Here is a 13929-nt window from a genome sequence, read left to right as displayed (position 1 = left end):
AGCGTACCCAACTCAAGTTCACGAGGAGAACCAGGTGCCCGAAGACTTCAACGAAGCCGGTGCGAGCTCGTTCGACGAGTTTCTCAGCCGGTATCTCGCGGGTGAGCAGGCCAGGCAGGCGCGGTCGATCGACCTCAGCCGGTTCCTGACGTCGCGTACCCAGAGCATCCTGCAGCGTGCCGGCAAGTTCGCGCTCGAACGCGGGCAGACCGAGCTCGACGCGCTGCACATCCTGCGCGTCATCGTCGAAGACGAGGCGGTCACGCAGGCGATCACCCGCATCGGCGCGAGCCCCGAGCGCATCATCACCGCGACCGAGGCACGCCTGCCGAAGGCGACGCAGACCGCCGACATCAACGCGGCGACCATAACGCCGAGCGCGAGCCGCGCGCTGTTCCACAGCTACCAGGTGGCGCGCTCGAGCGGCGCGACGTACATCGAGCCCGAGCACCTCTTCTTCGCGCTCGTGCTCGGGCAGGATGCCCCGGCCGGCCAGGTGCTCGCCCGCGCCGGGGTCACCGCCGAGGCGCTGACCCAGCAGGTCCGCGAGACGATCCACGCGGGCGAGGCCGGCATCGACGACGCGACCGACCCGGCGGGCAACGCCGACGCCGGAGCATCCGCGACGCCCATGCTCGATAAGTTCGGCATGGACCTGACCGAACTCGCCGCGAACGGCGAGCTCGACCCCGTGATCGGGCGCGTCGACGAGATCGAGCAGACCATCGAGATCCTCAGCCGCCGCACGAAGAACAACCCCGTGCTGATCGGCGAGGCCGGCGTCGGCAAGACCGCGATCGTCGAGGGCCTCGCCCGCGCGATCGTCGAGGAGTCCGTGCCCGAGGCACTGCTGAACAAGCGCGTCATCTCGCTCGATCTGCCCGGCATGCTCGCCGGCACCCGGTACCGCGGCGACTTCGAGGAGCGCCTCACCAAGACCATGGAGGAGATCGCCGCGAACAAGGGCGAGCTCATCGTCTTCATCGACGAGATCCACACGGTGGTCGGCGCGGGCGGATCGGGCGACGGCGGCACCGACGCCGGAAACATCCTGAAGCCCCGCCTCGCGCGCGGCGAGCTGCACCTCGTCGGCGCGACCACGCTCAAGGAGTACCGCACCATCGAGAAGGACCCGGCGCTCGAGCGCCGGTTCCAGCCTGTCAAGGTCGGCGAGCCGTCGATCGAGGACGCGGTGCTGATCCTGCACGGGCTGAAGCCCGCGTACGAGCAGCACCACGGCGTCGAGTACACGGATGCCGCGATCCGCGCCGCCGTCGAGCTCAGCGATCGCTACCTCAGCGACCGCGTACTGCCAGACAAGGCCATCGACCTCATCGACCAGGCCGGCGCGCGCCTGCGCCTGAAGCTCGGCGTGAAGGTCGACGTGAGCGAGCTCATCGAGCGTCTCGCGACCCTCGAGGCCGACAAGAACGCCGCCGTCACCGCCGAGCACTACGAGGAGGCGTCGCGCATCCGCGACGAGATCCAGAAGGTGCAGGACCGGTTGGACGAGGCGAGCGCCAAGGGCCGCGCCGTCGCGCGCAACGCCGGCGGCGAGGCATCCGAGACTCGCATCGACGAAGCCGAGATCGCCGCGGTGATCTCGCGGGCGACCGGCATCCCGGTGAACCGCCTCACCGGGGGTGAGCGCGAGCGTCTCGCGACGCTCGAGAGCGAGCTGCACGCGCGCGTCATCGGACAGGACGACGCGGTCACCGCCGTCGCGAAGGCCGTGCGCCGCAACCGCACCGGCATGGGCGACGCGCGCCGGCCCGTGGGTTCGTTCCTCTTCCTCGGACCGACGGGCGTCGGCAAGACCGAGCTCGCTCGTGCGCTCGCCGACCGGCTGTTCGACGACGAGGGCGCGATCATCCGCTTCGACATGTCGGAGTTCGGCGAGCGCCACACGGTGTCGCGGCTCGTCGGCGCCCCTCCCGGATACGTCGGCTACGACGAGGCCGGCCAGCTCACCGAGCGCGTGCGGCGCAACCCGTACTCGATCGTGCTGTTCGACGAGATCGAGAAGGCGCACCCCGACGTGTTCAACCTGCTGCTGCAGGTGCTCGACGACGGACGCCTGACCGACGGCCAGGGTCGCACGGTCGACTTCCGCAACACGGTGATCGTGATGACCTCGAACCTCGGTTCGGAGTTCCTCGCGTCGCGTTCGGGCGCGCTCGGGTTCGTCGCGTCGACGGATGGCTCGGGCTTCTCGTCGCAGGACGACGTCAAGGCCCGCGTCATGGGCAAGGTGCGCGAGGCGATGCGCCCCGAGTTCCTCAACCGCATCGACGAGATCGTGCTGTTCCAGAAGCTGTCGGAGGCTGAGATCGCGCAGATCGTGCGCCTCATGCTCGGCGCCACGGTCGGTCGCCTCGCCGCTCGCGAGGTCTCCTTCGAGGTGACGGATGCCGCGGTCGAATGGCTCGGGGCCAACGGCTACGAGCCCGAATACGGCGCGCGTCCGCTGCGCCGCCTGATCCAGCGCGAGGTGGATGACCGCATCGCCGACCTCTTCGTTGACGGCTCGCTCGGCGACGGCGAGGGCGTGAAGGTCGACGCCGTCGACGGTGCGCTGGTCGTGGCATCCGTGCCGCGCGCGAGCGTCGAGGTGCCGCTGGCGGCGTAACCCGGAACCGGTGGTCGAGTAGGCGCGCCAGCCTCAGCACCCCGGTGGTCGAGTAGGCGCGCCAGCGCCGTATCGAGACCAGGCCCGGCCCCCTCGCGCTCGAGGAGGCCGGGCCCAACGGCGTACCCGCTTGCGGCCGCTCTGAGGACCTCGCGTCGTCGTCACCGATGCCCGGTCTCAGGGAGGGCCCTGTTCTTCCGCGGTGCGAACGTGACACGATGGACGCAGGAAAAACAAGAGGATGCCTCAGATTTGGCGAGTTGAGAGTGGCCGTGCCCGCGCTGGGCGACAATCACCTCCACGTGGGCTGGTTCGGGGGAGGGTGCCATGAGATCGAGCCGCACCGGACGCGACGCGGTGCCCTCGGGGATCCGAGTGAGAATCAGCTGGTCGCTGTGGGTCCTCTTCGGCCTCGCTCTCGTCGCCGTGGTGCTCGGGTTGTTCCGATCGAGTCCGGAACTGGCCGTCGCGGGTGCCGCCGTCGCGGTCGTCGCGCTGGCGGTCGAGAAGTTGATTCTGCCGATCACCGCAGCGCGTCGAGCGGCGGAGCGTCGGCTGGATGAGTTGGCCGTCACCGCCCGCAACCGCGGGCTGCCGACGCTCCGCGACCTCGACCCGCACGAGCACTTGGGCGTTCACCTCTCGATCGCGAAGCTGCCATACCAGGAGCGCGGTATCGAAGCGTCGATCCGCAGGGCTGTCGGCGACGGACAGCCGGTCGTCGTGGTGGGGCCGCCGCTCGAGGGCGCCTCCAGAACCGCGGTCCAGGCCCTGCTCGACGACGACCTGCTTCGACGGCGGAGAGTGGTGGTGCCGAAGACGCGCGATGCCGTGCGCGAATTGCTCGAGTCCGATTCGCCGTTCGATATCGGCGGCGCGATCATCTTCTTCAGCGATCTCGGTATGGCCCTGAAGTCCGGTTGGCTCGCTCCCGACGTCATGGACCGCCTCGCGAAGAACGGGAACCCGGTCGTCGGCACCCTGAACGTCAAGACGCTCGCTCGCCTGAGCCTCGCCGAGGGCGAGCCCGCGGCGGCCCTGGGCGAGTTCCGCCAGCTCCGCATCCCGAAGGACGACCATGCGCGGATCGCCGAATCGATCCCCGACAAGGAGATCGCCCGGGGCGTCCGTCGATGGGGACCGGGCGCCTACCTCGTCGGCAGCCGGCAGGCCGCGTCACTGCTCAGGAGTTCGCGGGAAACGCATCCATACGCGTACGCGCTCATGCGCGCCGTCGTGGACTGGGAGCGAACGACGATCGGCATCGCCATCCCGGTCGAGACCGCCCACCGCCTCGCGCCCGCGTATGCCGAACGGCTCGGCTTAGATGTCGCGGGCTGTGACGCGGAGCTGGAACTGCAATGGGCCGAGCAGTGGCGGCCGAACGCGAAGCAACGCGTCTTCCGGCTGATTCAGCCCGAGGACGGTAGCGCGGTGACGCCGTTCCCGCTCCTCGAGGCCGCAGTCAGGAACGAGAACCGCACCGACATCCCTGCCGAGGTGTGGGCGGAGATCGTGGAGGCGGCGGTGGACCCGATGCAGGTGGGCCCGGCCGCCGCGCGAGCGCTCGCCGCCGGCCGGGAGGAGACGGCGCTCGCGCTCTACGATCGCGCGGCGGCGGCCGGCTCGATGCGCGCCGAGTACAACGCTTGCATCACGCTCTGGTCGATGGGGCGAACGGATGACGCGCAGGCGCGAGCCCGCGCCGGCGCGGCCGACGCGAAACCGGCCGCGATGGCCGCCCTCGCGCTCATCCTTCGCGGGACGACGGCCGACTCCGGCGAAGCGAGTGCCGACCGGCTGGCGGAGGCCGCCGGTCTGGAGGAGGCCGCGGCGCAGGCGCGGTTCCCTCCGGCGATGCACATGCACGGCCTTGCACTCGTCGACCGCGGCGATCCCGACGCCGGAGAAATCTGGCTGCGTCGTGCGGTCGCCGAAGGAGCAGTCGAGGCGATGCTGACGCTGGCCGCGCTGCTCGACGAACGCGGCAAGGCCGAAGAGGCGGAGCTATTGGTCTCGCAAGCGGCTGAGTCCGGATGGGCGCCCGCACGGTATCGACTCGCGCTCACGCGGGCGCGCCGTGGTGACCTCGATGAGGCAGAACAACTGCTGCGCGATGCCGCGCACGACGGATTCATCCCGGCGACGCTCGGGCTCGCAGAGATGGCCCTGGCGGCCGGCGACGAAGAAACGGCTGAACGAGGTTTCCGAGAAGCGGCCAGGGCTGGCTCACCCGTCGGGATGTTCCGCTTGGGGAAGCTGCTGGCGTTCGTGCCCAATCCGCAGGCCGCGAGGGTTGAGGAGGCTCGTGACTGGTTCGCGAAGGCGGCCGAGTCGTCGCACAGTCCGTCATTCACGGCGCTGGGCGTGCTGTGCGAGCGCGTGGGTGACCGCCCCGGCGCCGAGGGCAATTACCGAGAGGCGATCCGGCTGGGTGACGCCGAGGCGCTCAACAATTTGGCCGGAATCCTGTGGCAGCGCGGCGATCTGGAGGAAGCGGAGGCTCACTTCCGGGCAGCGATCGCTAAGGGCGTGAAGATGGCGCAGGTCAATCTCGGCAACATGCTGAGGGCGCAGGCGGGGGAGCCGCCAGACTACTCGGGAGCCGAGGCCGCTACAGATCCGAACTCCGCCATCTTCTCGCCACACACAGCTGAGCCGCTCCCGAGCGCAGAGGAAAGCCCCTCGCCGAGTTCCATCGCCTGAGCTGATTTCAAGAATCGCTTGAGAGCAGTTCTCGAAACGAAGCCTCCGTGTGCCTTGTTCTGGGGGTGGCGAGTCGTGTGGCCCGATCAGGACGATGGGGCTCAACCCGGGAGCGGAGGGTCGGCATGGGGGAACAGCCGAAGGACCGCGCCCCGGGAGTCCTCTGGGCGGTGGGGCCCGGCGTCCTCGTCATCGGCGGCATCCTCGCACTCGTGCTGTTCGTCGGCTGGTTCATGGCCGTGCCGATCACACCCGACCTGATTCCCGCGCTCATCTGGATCGTCGTCTTCAGCGCCGTCGCCGCGTGCGCGTTGCTCGAGATCGCGAAGCGCGTGCTGTACCTCCGCGGCTACTTCCACGCGCGACAGCTCAAGGCGTGGATGCGCAAGCGGATCGAAGCGACCCTGCCGGTCGGCTCCGACGCAGCGGAGGAGGCCGCGACGGAGAGGGCCTTCGACGACCTCATGGTGCTTGCGCTGGGCACCGCACCACGACGGCGACCGCGGAAGTCTGACCCCGACGGCCACCGTAACACCTTCGGGGTGGCGCAGACGGAGTACCTCGACGCCCCGACCGAGCAGCTCGCGGCCCAGCTGTCGGATCTCGGCGAGCTCGTGCTGGCTTCGCCGGTGGGGCATCCCGATCTCATGGTCGTGTTCACGGGGCGGGATCCCGAAGCTGCGTCGAAGGGCTCGCCCCAGCCCTCGATGCCGACGTCGACGTCGCGGGGCGCGGAACCGCTGCCCGACCCGACCGACGACTGGAACGCCGCCCTGCTGAACGCCGCGCTGCAGCGGGGCATCGAGTCGTTCCAGATCATCGTCTCGCAGCGGTGGCGACGGACGATGCAGCTCAGCGCAGTCGTACTCGCGGGCGTGATCGGGTGGGCGACCGCGATGCTCGTGCCGGGCGCCGCGGTGATGCCGATCACCCTGGCATCGTTCGTGGTGGGCGGTTTCCTGGCGTGGGTGGTGCGCGATCTCAGCGCGGGGGCCGCGAGATGGCGCGACCGCTGACGATCTCGCACGTCGAACTCCGGCAGGGAGGGCGATTCGGCTTCCGGGTCGTCGATGAGGCGCCGGCCCTGCCGTCGGAGGTCTTCCTGCGTGGCACGCTCGTCGTGCTCGTGCACGGCTTCGCGACGAACCGGGGTCGCGCCGAACGCGGCTACGGCGAGTTCGCGACGCACGTGAGCGCCGCGAGTCGTCGAGGCGTGGTGTTCCTCGGCGTCCACTGGCCGGGCGACCACCCGTGGGGGCCGCTCGTCTCGGTGCCGACGTTCTCGCTTCGGGTCGGACCCGCCGAGGAATCGGGACGACGCATCGCGCAGCTGATCGAGCGCACGTACTCGCGCTCGGTCGTGCTCGTGGGCCACTCGCTCGGATGCCGGGTCGTGCTGTCGGCCCTGGCCGAGCTCGGCGCGGAGCATCCTCGCGTCCGGGTGCGGGCGACGTACCTGATGGCGGCCGCGGTGCCCGAAGCCGATTGCCGCGACGGCGCGAGGTACGGCTCGTCGAACCTGCCCCGCACCACGCAGGTCGTGCGGTCGTCGCTGAAGGATCCGGTGCTGAGAGGTCTGTTCCGCCCGGGCATGTTCCTCGCCCGCGGATCCACCCCCGGTGGTGAGCGCGACGGCGGGCGAGCGGTCGGCCGTTCGGCCGGCCCGCCAGGGCGGTGGACCGGCGGCTGGTGGTCGACGAGCACCGAGCTCAAGCACGGCGAGTACTGGGGATCGGAGGACATGGCGCGGCAGCTCGCGCTCGTCACGGGCGTCGCGAAGGCGAACACGCCCGCGCGTCGGCAGGTCCGCTCGCGCGACATCGGCGAACGGCGGGTGCACCGGTTCGAACCGACGAGGTGAGCCGGCGCAGAGCGCATCGGGTCTCGATACGCTGCGCTACTCGACCGGCGGGGATCCTCGGCGTCGCGCCAGCAGCGTCGAGTCGTGCACGTCCATCGTCACGCCGTCGCGCGTCATCGTGCGGGGGCGCTGCTCGACGACGAGCGCCACGAAGTCGTCGGGCAGGGCGGGCAGGAGCTCCTCGGCGAGGAACATCGCCCTCCGGTGTTCGTCCGTCAGGTGCGGGAAGCCTTCTGAGGGTGCGTGCCCCACGACGAGCAGGTGCCCGCCGGGCGCGACGGTCCCGGCCAGCCGACGCGTGACCTCCACCATCCCGCCGTCCGGCGGATGCAGGAAGTGCGTGATGACGAGATCGTACGATCGGCCTCCGGCGTCGAACGTGCGCGCGTCCACCTGCCACCAGTCGGTTCGGGCGGCGAGGCCCGCCTCCTCGGCGTGCCGGGCCGCGCGCGCGAGGCCGTTGGCGGAGAAGTCCGCGCCCGTCACCCGCCAGCCCTGCTGCGCCAGCCAGATGACGTCGCCGCCCTCGCCGCAGCCGACGTCGAGCGCGGTTCCCGGCGTCAGACCGGATGCCTCGGCCACGAGTTGCGCGTTCGGCCTGCCGCTCCACACCGACTGCTCGCCGGAGTAGCGCTCCTCCCAGCTCGGCGCCTCGAACATCGCGCCGGCATCGGGTTCGCCGTGCCGGTGGGTGCCGCCGGGGGAGTGATCGTGCCCGTGTCGAGTCATCCGGTTCCTTCCGCTCGCGTGACGACGATACGGAACCCGTGCTCGATCGGCACGCCCGTTTGCTGAACCGGCAACGGCACGGTAACGGCGGTGGCATCCCCGGGTGATCTCAGGGATGCTCCGGATGTCTCGCGTCATGATCCGGGGCATCCTGCATCTCTCGGGGCAGAAGGGTGTTCGCACCCGCGCGCAACGGAAGGAGCAACGCCATGGCGACCCACCTCGAATACGTGATCGGGCCGCTCGGCGACCTCGCCGTACTGCCGTGCGCGTGCGCCCGCGTGGCCGACCACCCGCGGCCGGGCTCGGCGGCGGTGGTGCCGGCGCGCACCGAGGCGCCGGCCGTGCGTCGCGAAGCCCCGCATGCGACCCGTCGCCGCATCCGTGCGGTCGCGCTCCACCCGCTCACGACGTCCCGCACCGCGCGCGGACGCCACGCCGCCTGACGCCTGAGCTACTGCGAATTCGCAGGACCAGGCGACCTACGAGCCTGTATGCGAGGTCCTGAACCCGCTCATCCTGTGTACTCGGGAGCCAAGCGGGTAGACGCGCCGGCGCTCAGCCGAAGTCGCCCGAAGCCGGCTCGCCCGACGCCGGGTCCTCGTCGGTGATCGCGCCGGTCGGATCGCTGTCGACGACGGTGTGCGCTGCGCCGTGCTCCTCGGCGTACAGCCGTCCCGCATCGACGGCCTCGTCGCGGCTCGCGAAGCTCTGCGAGAGCTCGGGATGCCCCTCCACGCGGTTCTCCCACTGCCCTCGGTTCGAGCGGGTCTCGACATCGCCGTCGGCCATGGTGGCCCTCCTTCGCGGTCGTGCGCGGTCGGTCGTGCGCGGTCGGTTCGGCGCCACGGTACGCCGATCGGATGCGTCCGGTAGCGGGTTGACGGGCCAGTGCGGATCGAGCAGGAATCGAGAAGCGCGCCCCGTTCGACCCCGCGTACCTTCGCAGTCATGGACACCACAGCAACGAAGATCACGACCATCGACTCGATCACGATCGAGACCGCCGAGCCCGAGGCATCCGCTCGCTTCTACCGAGACGCGTTCGGCCTCGAGAACCAGGTGCGCACCGTCGAATCGGATGCCCCGACCAGCGGATTCCGCGGATTCACGCTCTCGCTCGTCGTCGCGCAGCCCGGCAACGTGCAAGCGCTCTTCGACGCGGCGCTCGCCGCGGGCGCGACCCAGCTGAAGCCCGTCGAGAAGTCGATGTGGGGCGTCGGCGGCGTCGTGCAGGCGCCCGACGGCGCGATCTGGAACCTCGCGACCTCGCAGAAGAAGGACACCGCGCCGGCCACGCGCGAGTTCGAGCACCTCGTGCTGCTGCTCGGCGCCGAAGACGTCTCGGCGAGCAAGAAGCTCTACACTGGCCGCGGGCTCGCCGTCGGCAAGAGCTTCGGCAGCTACGTCGACTTCGAGACCGGGCAGAGCCCGATCGGGCTGGGCCTCTACAAGCGGCGTGCGCTCGCGAAGCAGGCCGGTGTCGACGCCGAGGGTTCGGGTTCGCACCGCATCCGCATCAACTCCGACGGCGGCGCGTTCACCGACCCAGACGGATTCGTCTGGGAGCCCGCTGCGTCCTGAACCGCGGGCGCGTAGCCTCGGGGCATGGGCGCAGACGGCGGGGTCGTCGGGGATCGGACGCTCGCGTTCCTCGCGGGCCTGCACCGGCTCGTCATCCGCGTGACCGGCGGCCGGCTCGGCTGGCGGCTCGGGCGGCTCGAGGTCGTCGAACTGCACACCCGGGGCCGACGCAGCGGCGAGCGCCGGTCGGCGATGCTGACCGCGCCGATCGTCGATGACGATCGCATCGTGCTCGTCGCGTCGAAGGGCGGGGCCGACCGGCATCCGGCCTGGTACCTCAACCTCGTCGCCGACCCGCGCGTCGAGCTGACGACGAGGACCGGGCTGCGCCCGATGATCGCGCGCACCGCCGACGCCGACGAGCGGGCCGCGCTGTGGCCGCGCGTCGTCCGCAGCTACGCCGGCTACCGGCGGTACCAGGAGCGCACGGCGCGCGTCATCCCGGTCGTGATCTGCGAACCGGCGACATGAACCGGGCGGGGCGCGGCACCACTCGCGGGCGGGCCGCGCTGCGCGTCGACGCGATCGGCGACCGCATCCACCTCGCGCAGACCGAGCACGTCAACTGGGTCATGCACGTCGGACCCGACGGGGTGACGCTCGTCGATTCCGGGTACGCGGGCCAGCGCCGGTTGCTGGAGGCGTCCCTTCGCGCGGTGGGATGCCGCCCCGAGGACGTGACGGCGGTGCTCGTGACGCACGGCCATGCCGACCACCTCGGCGGTGCCGCCTGGCTCGCCGAGACGTACGGCACGCCGGTGTACGCCCACGTCGACGAACTCGCCAACGTGCGGCGGGAGAGGCTCGAGCAGGCGGGGCCGGCCGATGTGGTCCGCAACCTGTGGCGACCGGGAGTGGCCCGCTGGGTGTCTGGCATGCTGCCGCTGCTGCGCGGCGGAGCGCGCCTCGGGGTGCCGAGCGCCTCGCCGCTGCCGGTGCGCGGCGGCCGGGTGGATGGCCGGGTCGGTGGCCGTGTCGATGGCGGGATCGTGGAGGTGCCCGGGCGGCCACGCGTGCGGCTCGTCGCCGGCCACACCAGCGGGCACGCAGTGTTCGAGTTCGAGGATTCGGGCGTGATCGTCGTCGGCGACGCGCTCATCACGCGTCACCGCATCTCGCCGATCGTGGGTCCACAGCTGCTTCCGGAGATGTTCCATCACGACGCCGAGCTGGCGCGCGCGTCGCTCGCCGTGCTGCGGGATTCGACCGCGCGTGTGATGCTGACGGGCCACGGCGAGCCGTGGATCGGCAGCGCCGCCGCGGCCGTCGAGGTCGCGTTGGCGAACGGGGTGGCCTGGTAGCGCCGCCCGGCGGCCGGCACGGCCGTCGGGTGCGCACCACGTCTGTGAGTTACGGCAGTCGCGACACAACGTGCGGCGTCGGGAACCCGAGTTCGGTCCACTCGGCATAGTTGATGGGGCGCATCGTCGGGTAATACGTCTCGCCCAATGTGAACATGCGCCCGTAGAGGGTCGAGCTGCCGTTCACCCGGTAGAACTGTGCGTTCATCGTGACGGGGGTCGGTGCTCCCATCGCACGCCACTCGTCGAACGTCAGCTTGTGCGCGCCGCACGGCGTAGCCATGAACCGAGACGTATCGGCGAAGATCTCGTGCGACGACGTGCCGTTCTTCCAGATGAACGACGCCTCGCGGCCGAACTGCACGCTCGTCGTGACCGCCGGGTATCCGAGGGCTTTCCACCGATCGGCCGAGACGTAGCTGCGTCCGCCACTGGCGCTGTATTCCCAGACGCACGACTCCCACGGCGCCTTGTACAACCCGTCGGGTAGGGCGGCCGCCTGGGCGACCGAGGGAACTCCCACCACGAGGGCGATGCTCGAGGCAGCAGCTGCGAGGGCGATGCCGATACGTCGACGACGGGTGACGGTGTTCGTGTGCACTGCGACTCCTCCCGGCCGGATGCCCAGCGCCGGCGTCAGGCTAGCAGCGCCCGGGGAACCCTCACGATGGGGAGTTGTACCCGACCCGCGGCGCACTCGTCGACTGGCGCACGACGAGTTCGTGCCCGAGCTCGATGCGTCGCGGCTCGTCGGCCTCGCGGCGAAGGGTCAGCGCGACCGCCTCGCGGCCCATCTCCGCCATCGGGATCCTCGCGGTCGTCAGGGCCGGCGCGATATCGGCGACCACGGTGATGTCGTCGACGCCGGCGACCGACATCTCGTCGGGCACGCGGATGCCCCGTTCGCGCAGCACCCGCAGCGCGCCGAGCGCCATCGCGTCGTTCAGCGCGACGATCGCCGTGACGTCGCGGCCGGCGTCGAGCAGTTCGTTCGTGCCGTCGATGCCGCCCTCGCGCGTGAACGCGTGCGACACGGTGTGCGTCGCGACGCCCGCGCGCGCGAACACCGACCGCAGTCCGTCGAGGCGGTCCTGCACGGTGTTCAGGTCGAGCGGGCCGGCCACGAGGCCGACGCGGCGGTGGCCGAGCCCGACCAGGTGCTGCGCGATCGACCGGCCCGCGCCCACGTTGTCGGGCAGCACGGCGTCGACCGCGAGGTGATGGCGGCCGATGACGGCGACCCGGCCTCCGCGAGCACGGTACCGCGCGAGGGCCTCGTCGAGCGGCGCCTCGAGTGCGGCGTCGGTGTAGCCCGAGCCGGCGATGATGATCGAGCCGACGCGCTGCATCACGAGGGCGCTCACCTGGGCGAGTTCGCTCACAGGGTCGCGGTCGGCGTGCGTGATCTGCACCGACTGCCCGTCGGCGGCGGCGCGATGGATGACTCCGCTCGAGATCTCCGCGAAGTAGGGGTCGCCGATCTCGTGCACGACGAGTCCGATGCTCGCGATGAGTCCGCCCGCGAGCCCGCGCGCGTGCACGTTCGGGATGTAGCCCAGTCGGTCGGCGATGGCGCGGACGTGGCCGGCGAGCTCGTCGGAGACGCCGGAACCGCCCGACATCGCTCGCGAGGCCGTGGCCAGCGAGACGCCGGCCGCGGCCGCCACGTCGACCAACCGAGTCGCCTCCGGCTGCTTCATCGCCCCTCTTCCCGTGTCGGCGCCGGCGGCGGGGCCGGCGGCATCCCGGATCTCGACGGCGGCGAGGCATCCGAATCCTGCCGCACCATTGCGAGGTCCGCTCCCGCTCAATATAGTGACGAAAGCGCTTCCGAAAGCGCTTTCCACTACAACGACGTAGGAGGCACCCCATGCACGTGACCCACAGCAGACGTCGCCGGGCGATGGCGCTGGTCGCACTCGCGGCGACCGCCGGCCTGGCGCTGAGCGCTTGCTCCGCCGGCGACGACGGCGGCTCGGGCGGCGGGGGCGACGACGATCCCATCGTCATCGGCGTCTCACTGCCGCTCACGGGCGACTTCTCGGAGCCGGGCAAGGGCGTCGAGCGCGGCTACGAGGCCTGGGCCGAGATCGTGAACGAGCAGGGTGGACTCCTCGGCCGGCAGGTCGAGCTCAAGATCCTCGACGACCAGTCGAACGCCGACCGCGTCGTCTCCGACTACGAGTCGCTCATCGCCCAAGACGGCGTCGACCTCGTCTTCGGCCCGTTCTCGACCCGCCTCGTGGTGCCCTCGGCCCGCGTCGCGCAGGAGTACGGCATGCTCTTCGTCGAGCCGGCCGGCGCCGCGGCCGAGGTGTTCGAGCAGGGCTTCGAGAACCTGTTCTACGCGGCACCCGCGGTCGCCGACGACCACTACAACTACCTCGCCGACTACCTGCTGTCGCTGCCCGAGGGCGAGCGGCCGAAGACCGCCGCCGTCGCCGCGATGGACGACCCGTTCGCCCAGGGCACGGCCTACGGCCTGCGCGACAAGCTCGAGGAGGGCGGCGTCGAGATCCTCGTCGACGAGGTCTACCCGCCGAACACGACCGACTTCTCGGTCATCGCGGCGAAGATCGCGGAGTCGAACGCCGACGTCGTCATCGGCGGCAGCCAGTACCAAGACGGCGTGAACCTCATCATCGCGCTGCAGCAGCTCGACTACCAGCCGAAGGTCGCCGCCTTCTCGACCGCGCCGACGAACCCCGAGTTCGCCGCGGCCATCGGCAACCAGACCGAGGGCATCCTCTCGCCGACCGGCTGGTCGCCGACCGCGTCGTTCCCGAGCAACGTCGAGTTCGTCGAGAAGTACACCGAGATCTTCGGCAACCCTCCCGCCGAAGACGAGGCGAACGCGTACACGACCGGACAGGTCGTCGCCGCCGCGGTCGAGGCCGTCGGCTGCGCCGAGCAGGGCGAGTGCCAGCAGCAGCTCATCGACTGGCTGCACGAGAACACGGTCGACACGGTCGTGGGCCCGCTCAGCTGGGATGAAGCCGGGCGGCCGTCGGGCGCGCACCTGATCCAGCAGTGGGTCGGCGGCGAGATCAAGATCGTGCTGCCGGAAGACGCGAAGGAAGCCGACTTCATCTACCCCAAGCCGGCGTGGTGACGTAACC

At 70.7% G+C, this 13929-nt stretch carries 13 protein-coding genes; 9 read left to right on the top strand and 4 right to left on the bottom strand.

What is annotated here, in order from left to right; genetic code table 11:
• Positions 1-34 precede the first annotated feature (34 nt).
• From GE115_RS10145 to GE115_RS10130, 4 genes are all read left to right on the top strand, one after another.
• Positions 35-2629, top strand: coding sequence for an ATP-dependent Clp protease ATP-binding subunit (locus GE115_RS10145; protein ID WP_312855065.1), 2595 nt, complete (start codon positions 35-37; stop codon positions 2627-2629).
• A 327-nt stretch (positions 2630-2956) separates the two neighbouring features.
• Positions 2957-5335: a tetratricopeptide repeat protein gene (locus tag GE115_RS10140; RefSeq protein WP_153684688.1), complete on the top strand. Its 2379-nt coding sequence runs from the start codon at positions 2957-2959 to the stop codon at positions 5333-5335.
• 125 nt (positions 5336-5460) lie between these two features.
• Positions 5461-6351 (top strand): hypothetical protein, encoded by an 891-nt coding sequence (locus GE115_RS10135; protein WP_153684687.1) that lies wholly within the window; start codon positions 5461-5463, stop codon positions 6349-6351.
• Positions 6336-7196 carry an alpha/beta fold hydrolase gene (locus tag GE115_RS10130; protein WP_153684686.1) on the top strand — a complete coding sequence of 287 codons (861 nt, stop codon included), beginning with the start codon at positions 6336-6338 and terminating at the stop codon, positions 7194-7196. The genes GE115_RS10135 and GE115_RS10130 overlap by 16 nt, the downstream gene beginning before the upstream one ends.
• A gap of 36 nt (positions 7197-7232) precedes the next feature.
• On the opposite strand, the gene GE115_RS10125 is transcribed toward GE115_RS10130, so the two are convergent.
• On the bottom strand, positions 7233-7925 hold the full coding sequence (locus GE115_RS10125) for a class I SAM-dependent methyltransferase (protein ID WP_153684685.1): 693 nt from the start codon (positions 7923-7925) through the stop codon (positions 7233-7235).
• A gap of 209 nt (positions 7926-8134) precedes the next feature.
• Here GE115_RS10125 and GE115_RS10120 point away from each other — a divergent pair, with 209 nt between their 5' ends.
• Complete coding sequence (locus tag GE115_RS10120; RefSeq protein WP_153684684.1) at positions 8135-8371, top strand: hypothetical protein; 237 nt, start codon at positions 8135-8137, stop codon at positions 8369-8371.
• 112 nt (positions 8372-8483) lie between these two features.
• Here GE115_RS10120 and GE115_RS10115 read toward each other — a convergent pair whose 3' ends face one another.
• The gene (locus GE115_RS10115) at positions 8484-8717 is read right to left on the bottom strand and encodes a DUF2188 domain-containing protein (RefSeq protein WP_153684683.1); all 234 of its coding nucleotides are present in this window, start codon (positions 8715-8717) and stop codon (positions 8484-8486) included.
• A 159-nt stretch (positions 8718-8876) separates the two neighbouring features.
• Between GE115_RS10115 and GE115_RS10110 the strand changes: the two genes are divergently transcribed.
• Genes GE115_RS10110 through GE115_RS10100 form a run of 3 tightly spaced genes read left to right on the top strand, consistent with a single transcriptional unit; the run spans position 8877 to position 10810 of the window.
• On the top strand, positions 8877-9509 hold the full coding sequence (locus GE115_RS10110; RefSeq protein ID WP_153684682.1) for a VOC family protein: 633 nt from the start codon (positions 8877-8879) through the stop codon (positions 9507-9509).
• 24 nt (positions 9510-9533) lie between these two features.
• Positions 9534-9980, top strand: a complete 447-nt coding sequence (locus GE115_RS10105; protein WP_153684681.1) for a nitroreductase/quinone reductase family protein — start codon at positions 9534-9536, stop codon at positions 9978-9980.
• The gene (locus GE115_RS10100) at positions 9977-10810 is read left to right on the top strand and encodes an MBL fold metallo-hydrolase (RefSeq protein ID WP_153684680.1); all 834 of its coding nucleotides are present in this window, start codon (positions 9977-9979) and stop codon (positions 10808-10810) included. The genes GE115_RS10105 and GE115_RS10100 overlap by 4 nt, the downstream gene beginning before the upstream one ends.
• Before the next feature lie 49 nt (positions 10811-10859).
• Here the strand turns inward: GE115_RS10100 and GE115_RS10095 are convergent, their stop codons facing one another.
• Both GE115_RS10095 and GE115_RS10090 read right to left on the bottom strand, forming a co-directional pair.
• A complete protein-coding gene (locus tag GE115_RS10095; RefSeq protein ID WP_153684679.1) occupies positions 10860-11411 on the bottom strand; it encodes a hypothetical protein in 552 nt (183 codons plus the stop codon).
• Between the two features lie 61 nt (positions 11412-11472).
• Positions 11473-12510: a LacI family DNA-binding transcriptional regulator gene (locus GE115_RS10090; protein WP_153684678.1), complete on the bottom strand. Its 1038-nt coding sequence runs from the start codon at positions 12508-12510 to the stop codon at positions 11473-11475.
• Between the two features lie 170 nt (positions 12511-12680).
• Between GE115_RS10090 and GE115_RS10085 the strand changes: the two genes are divergently transcribed.
• The gene (locus tag GE115_RS10085) at positions 12681-13922 is read left to right on the top strand and encodes an amino acid ABC transporter substrate-binding protein (protein ID WP_246190698.1); all 1242 of its coding nucleotides are present in this window, start codon (positions 12681-12683) and stop codon (positions 13920-13922) included.
• Positions 13923-13929 lie beyond the last annotated feature (7 nt).

It is taken from the genome of Agromyces agglutinans (assembly GCF_009647605.1).
Lineage (GTDB): Bacteria > Actinomycetota > Actinomycetes > Actinomycetales > Microbacteriaceae > Agromyces > Agromyces agglutinans.
This window is presented reverse-complemented; position numbering and strand designations above follow the sequence as displayed.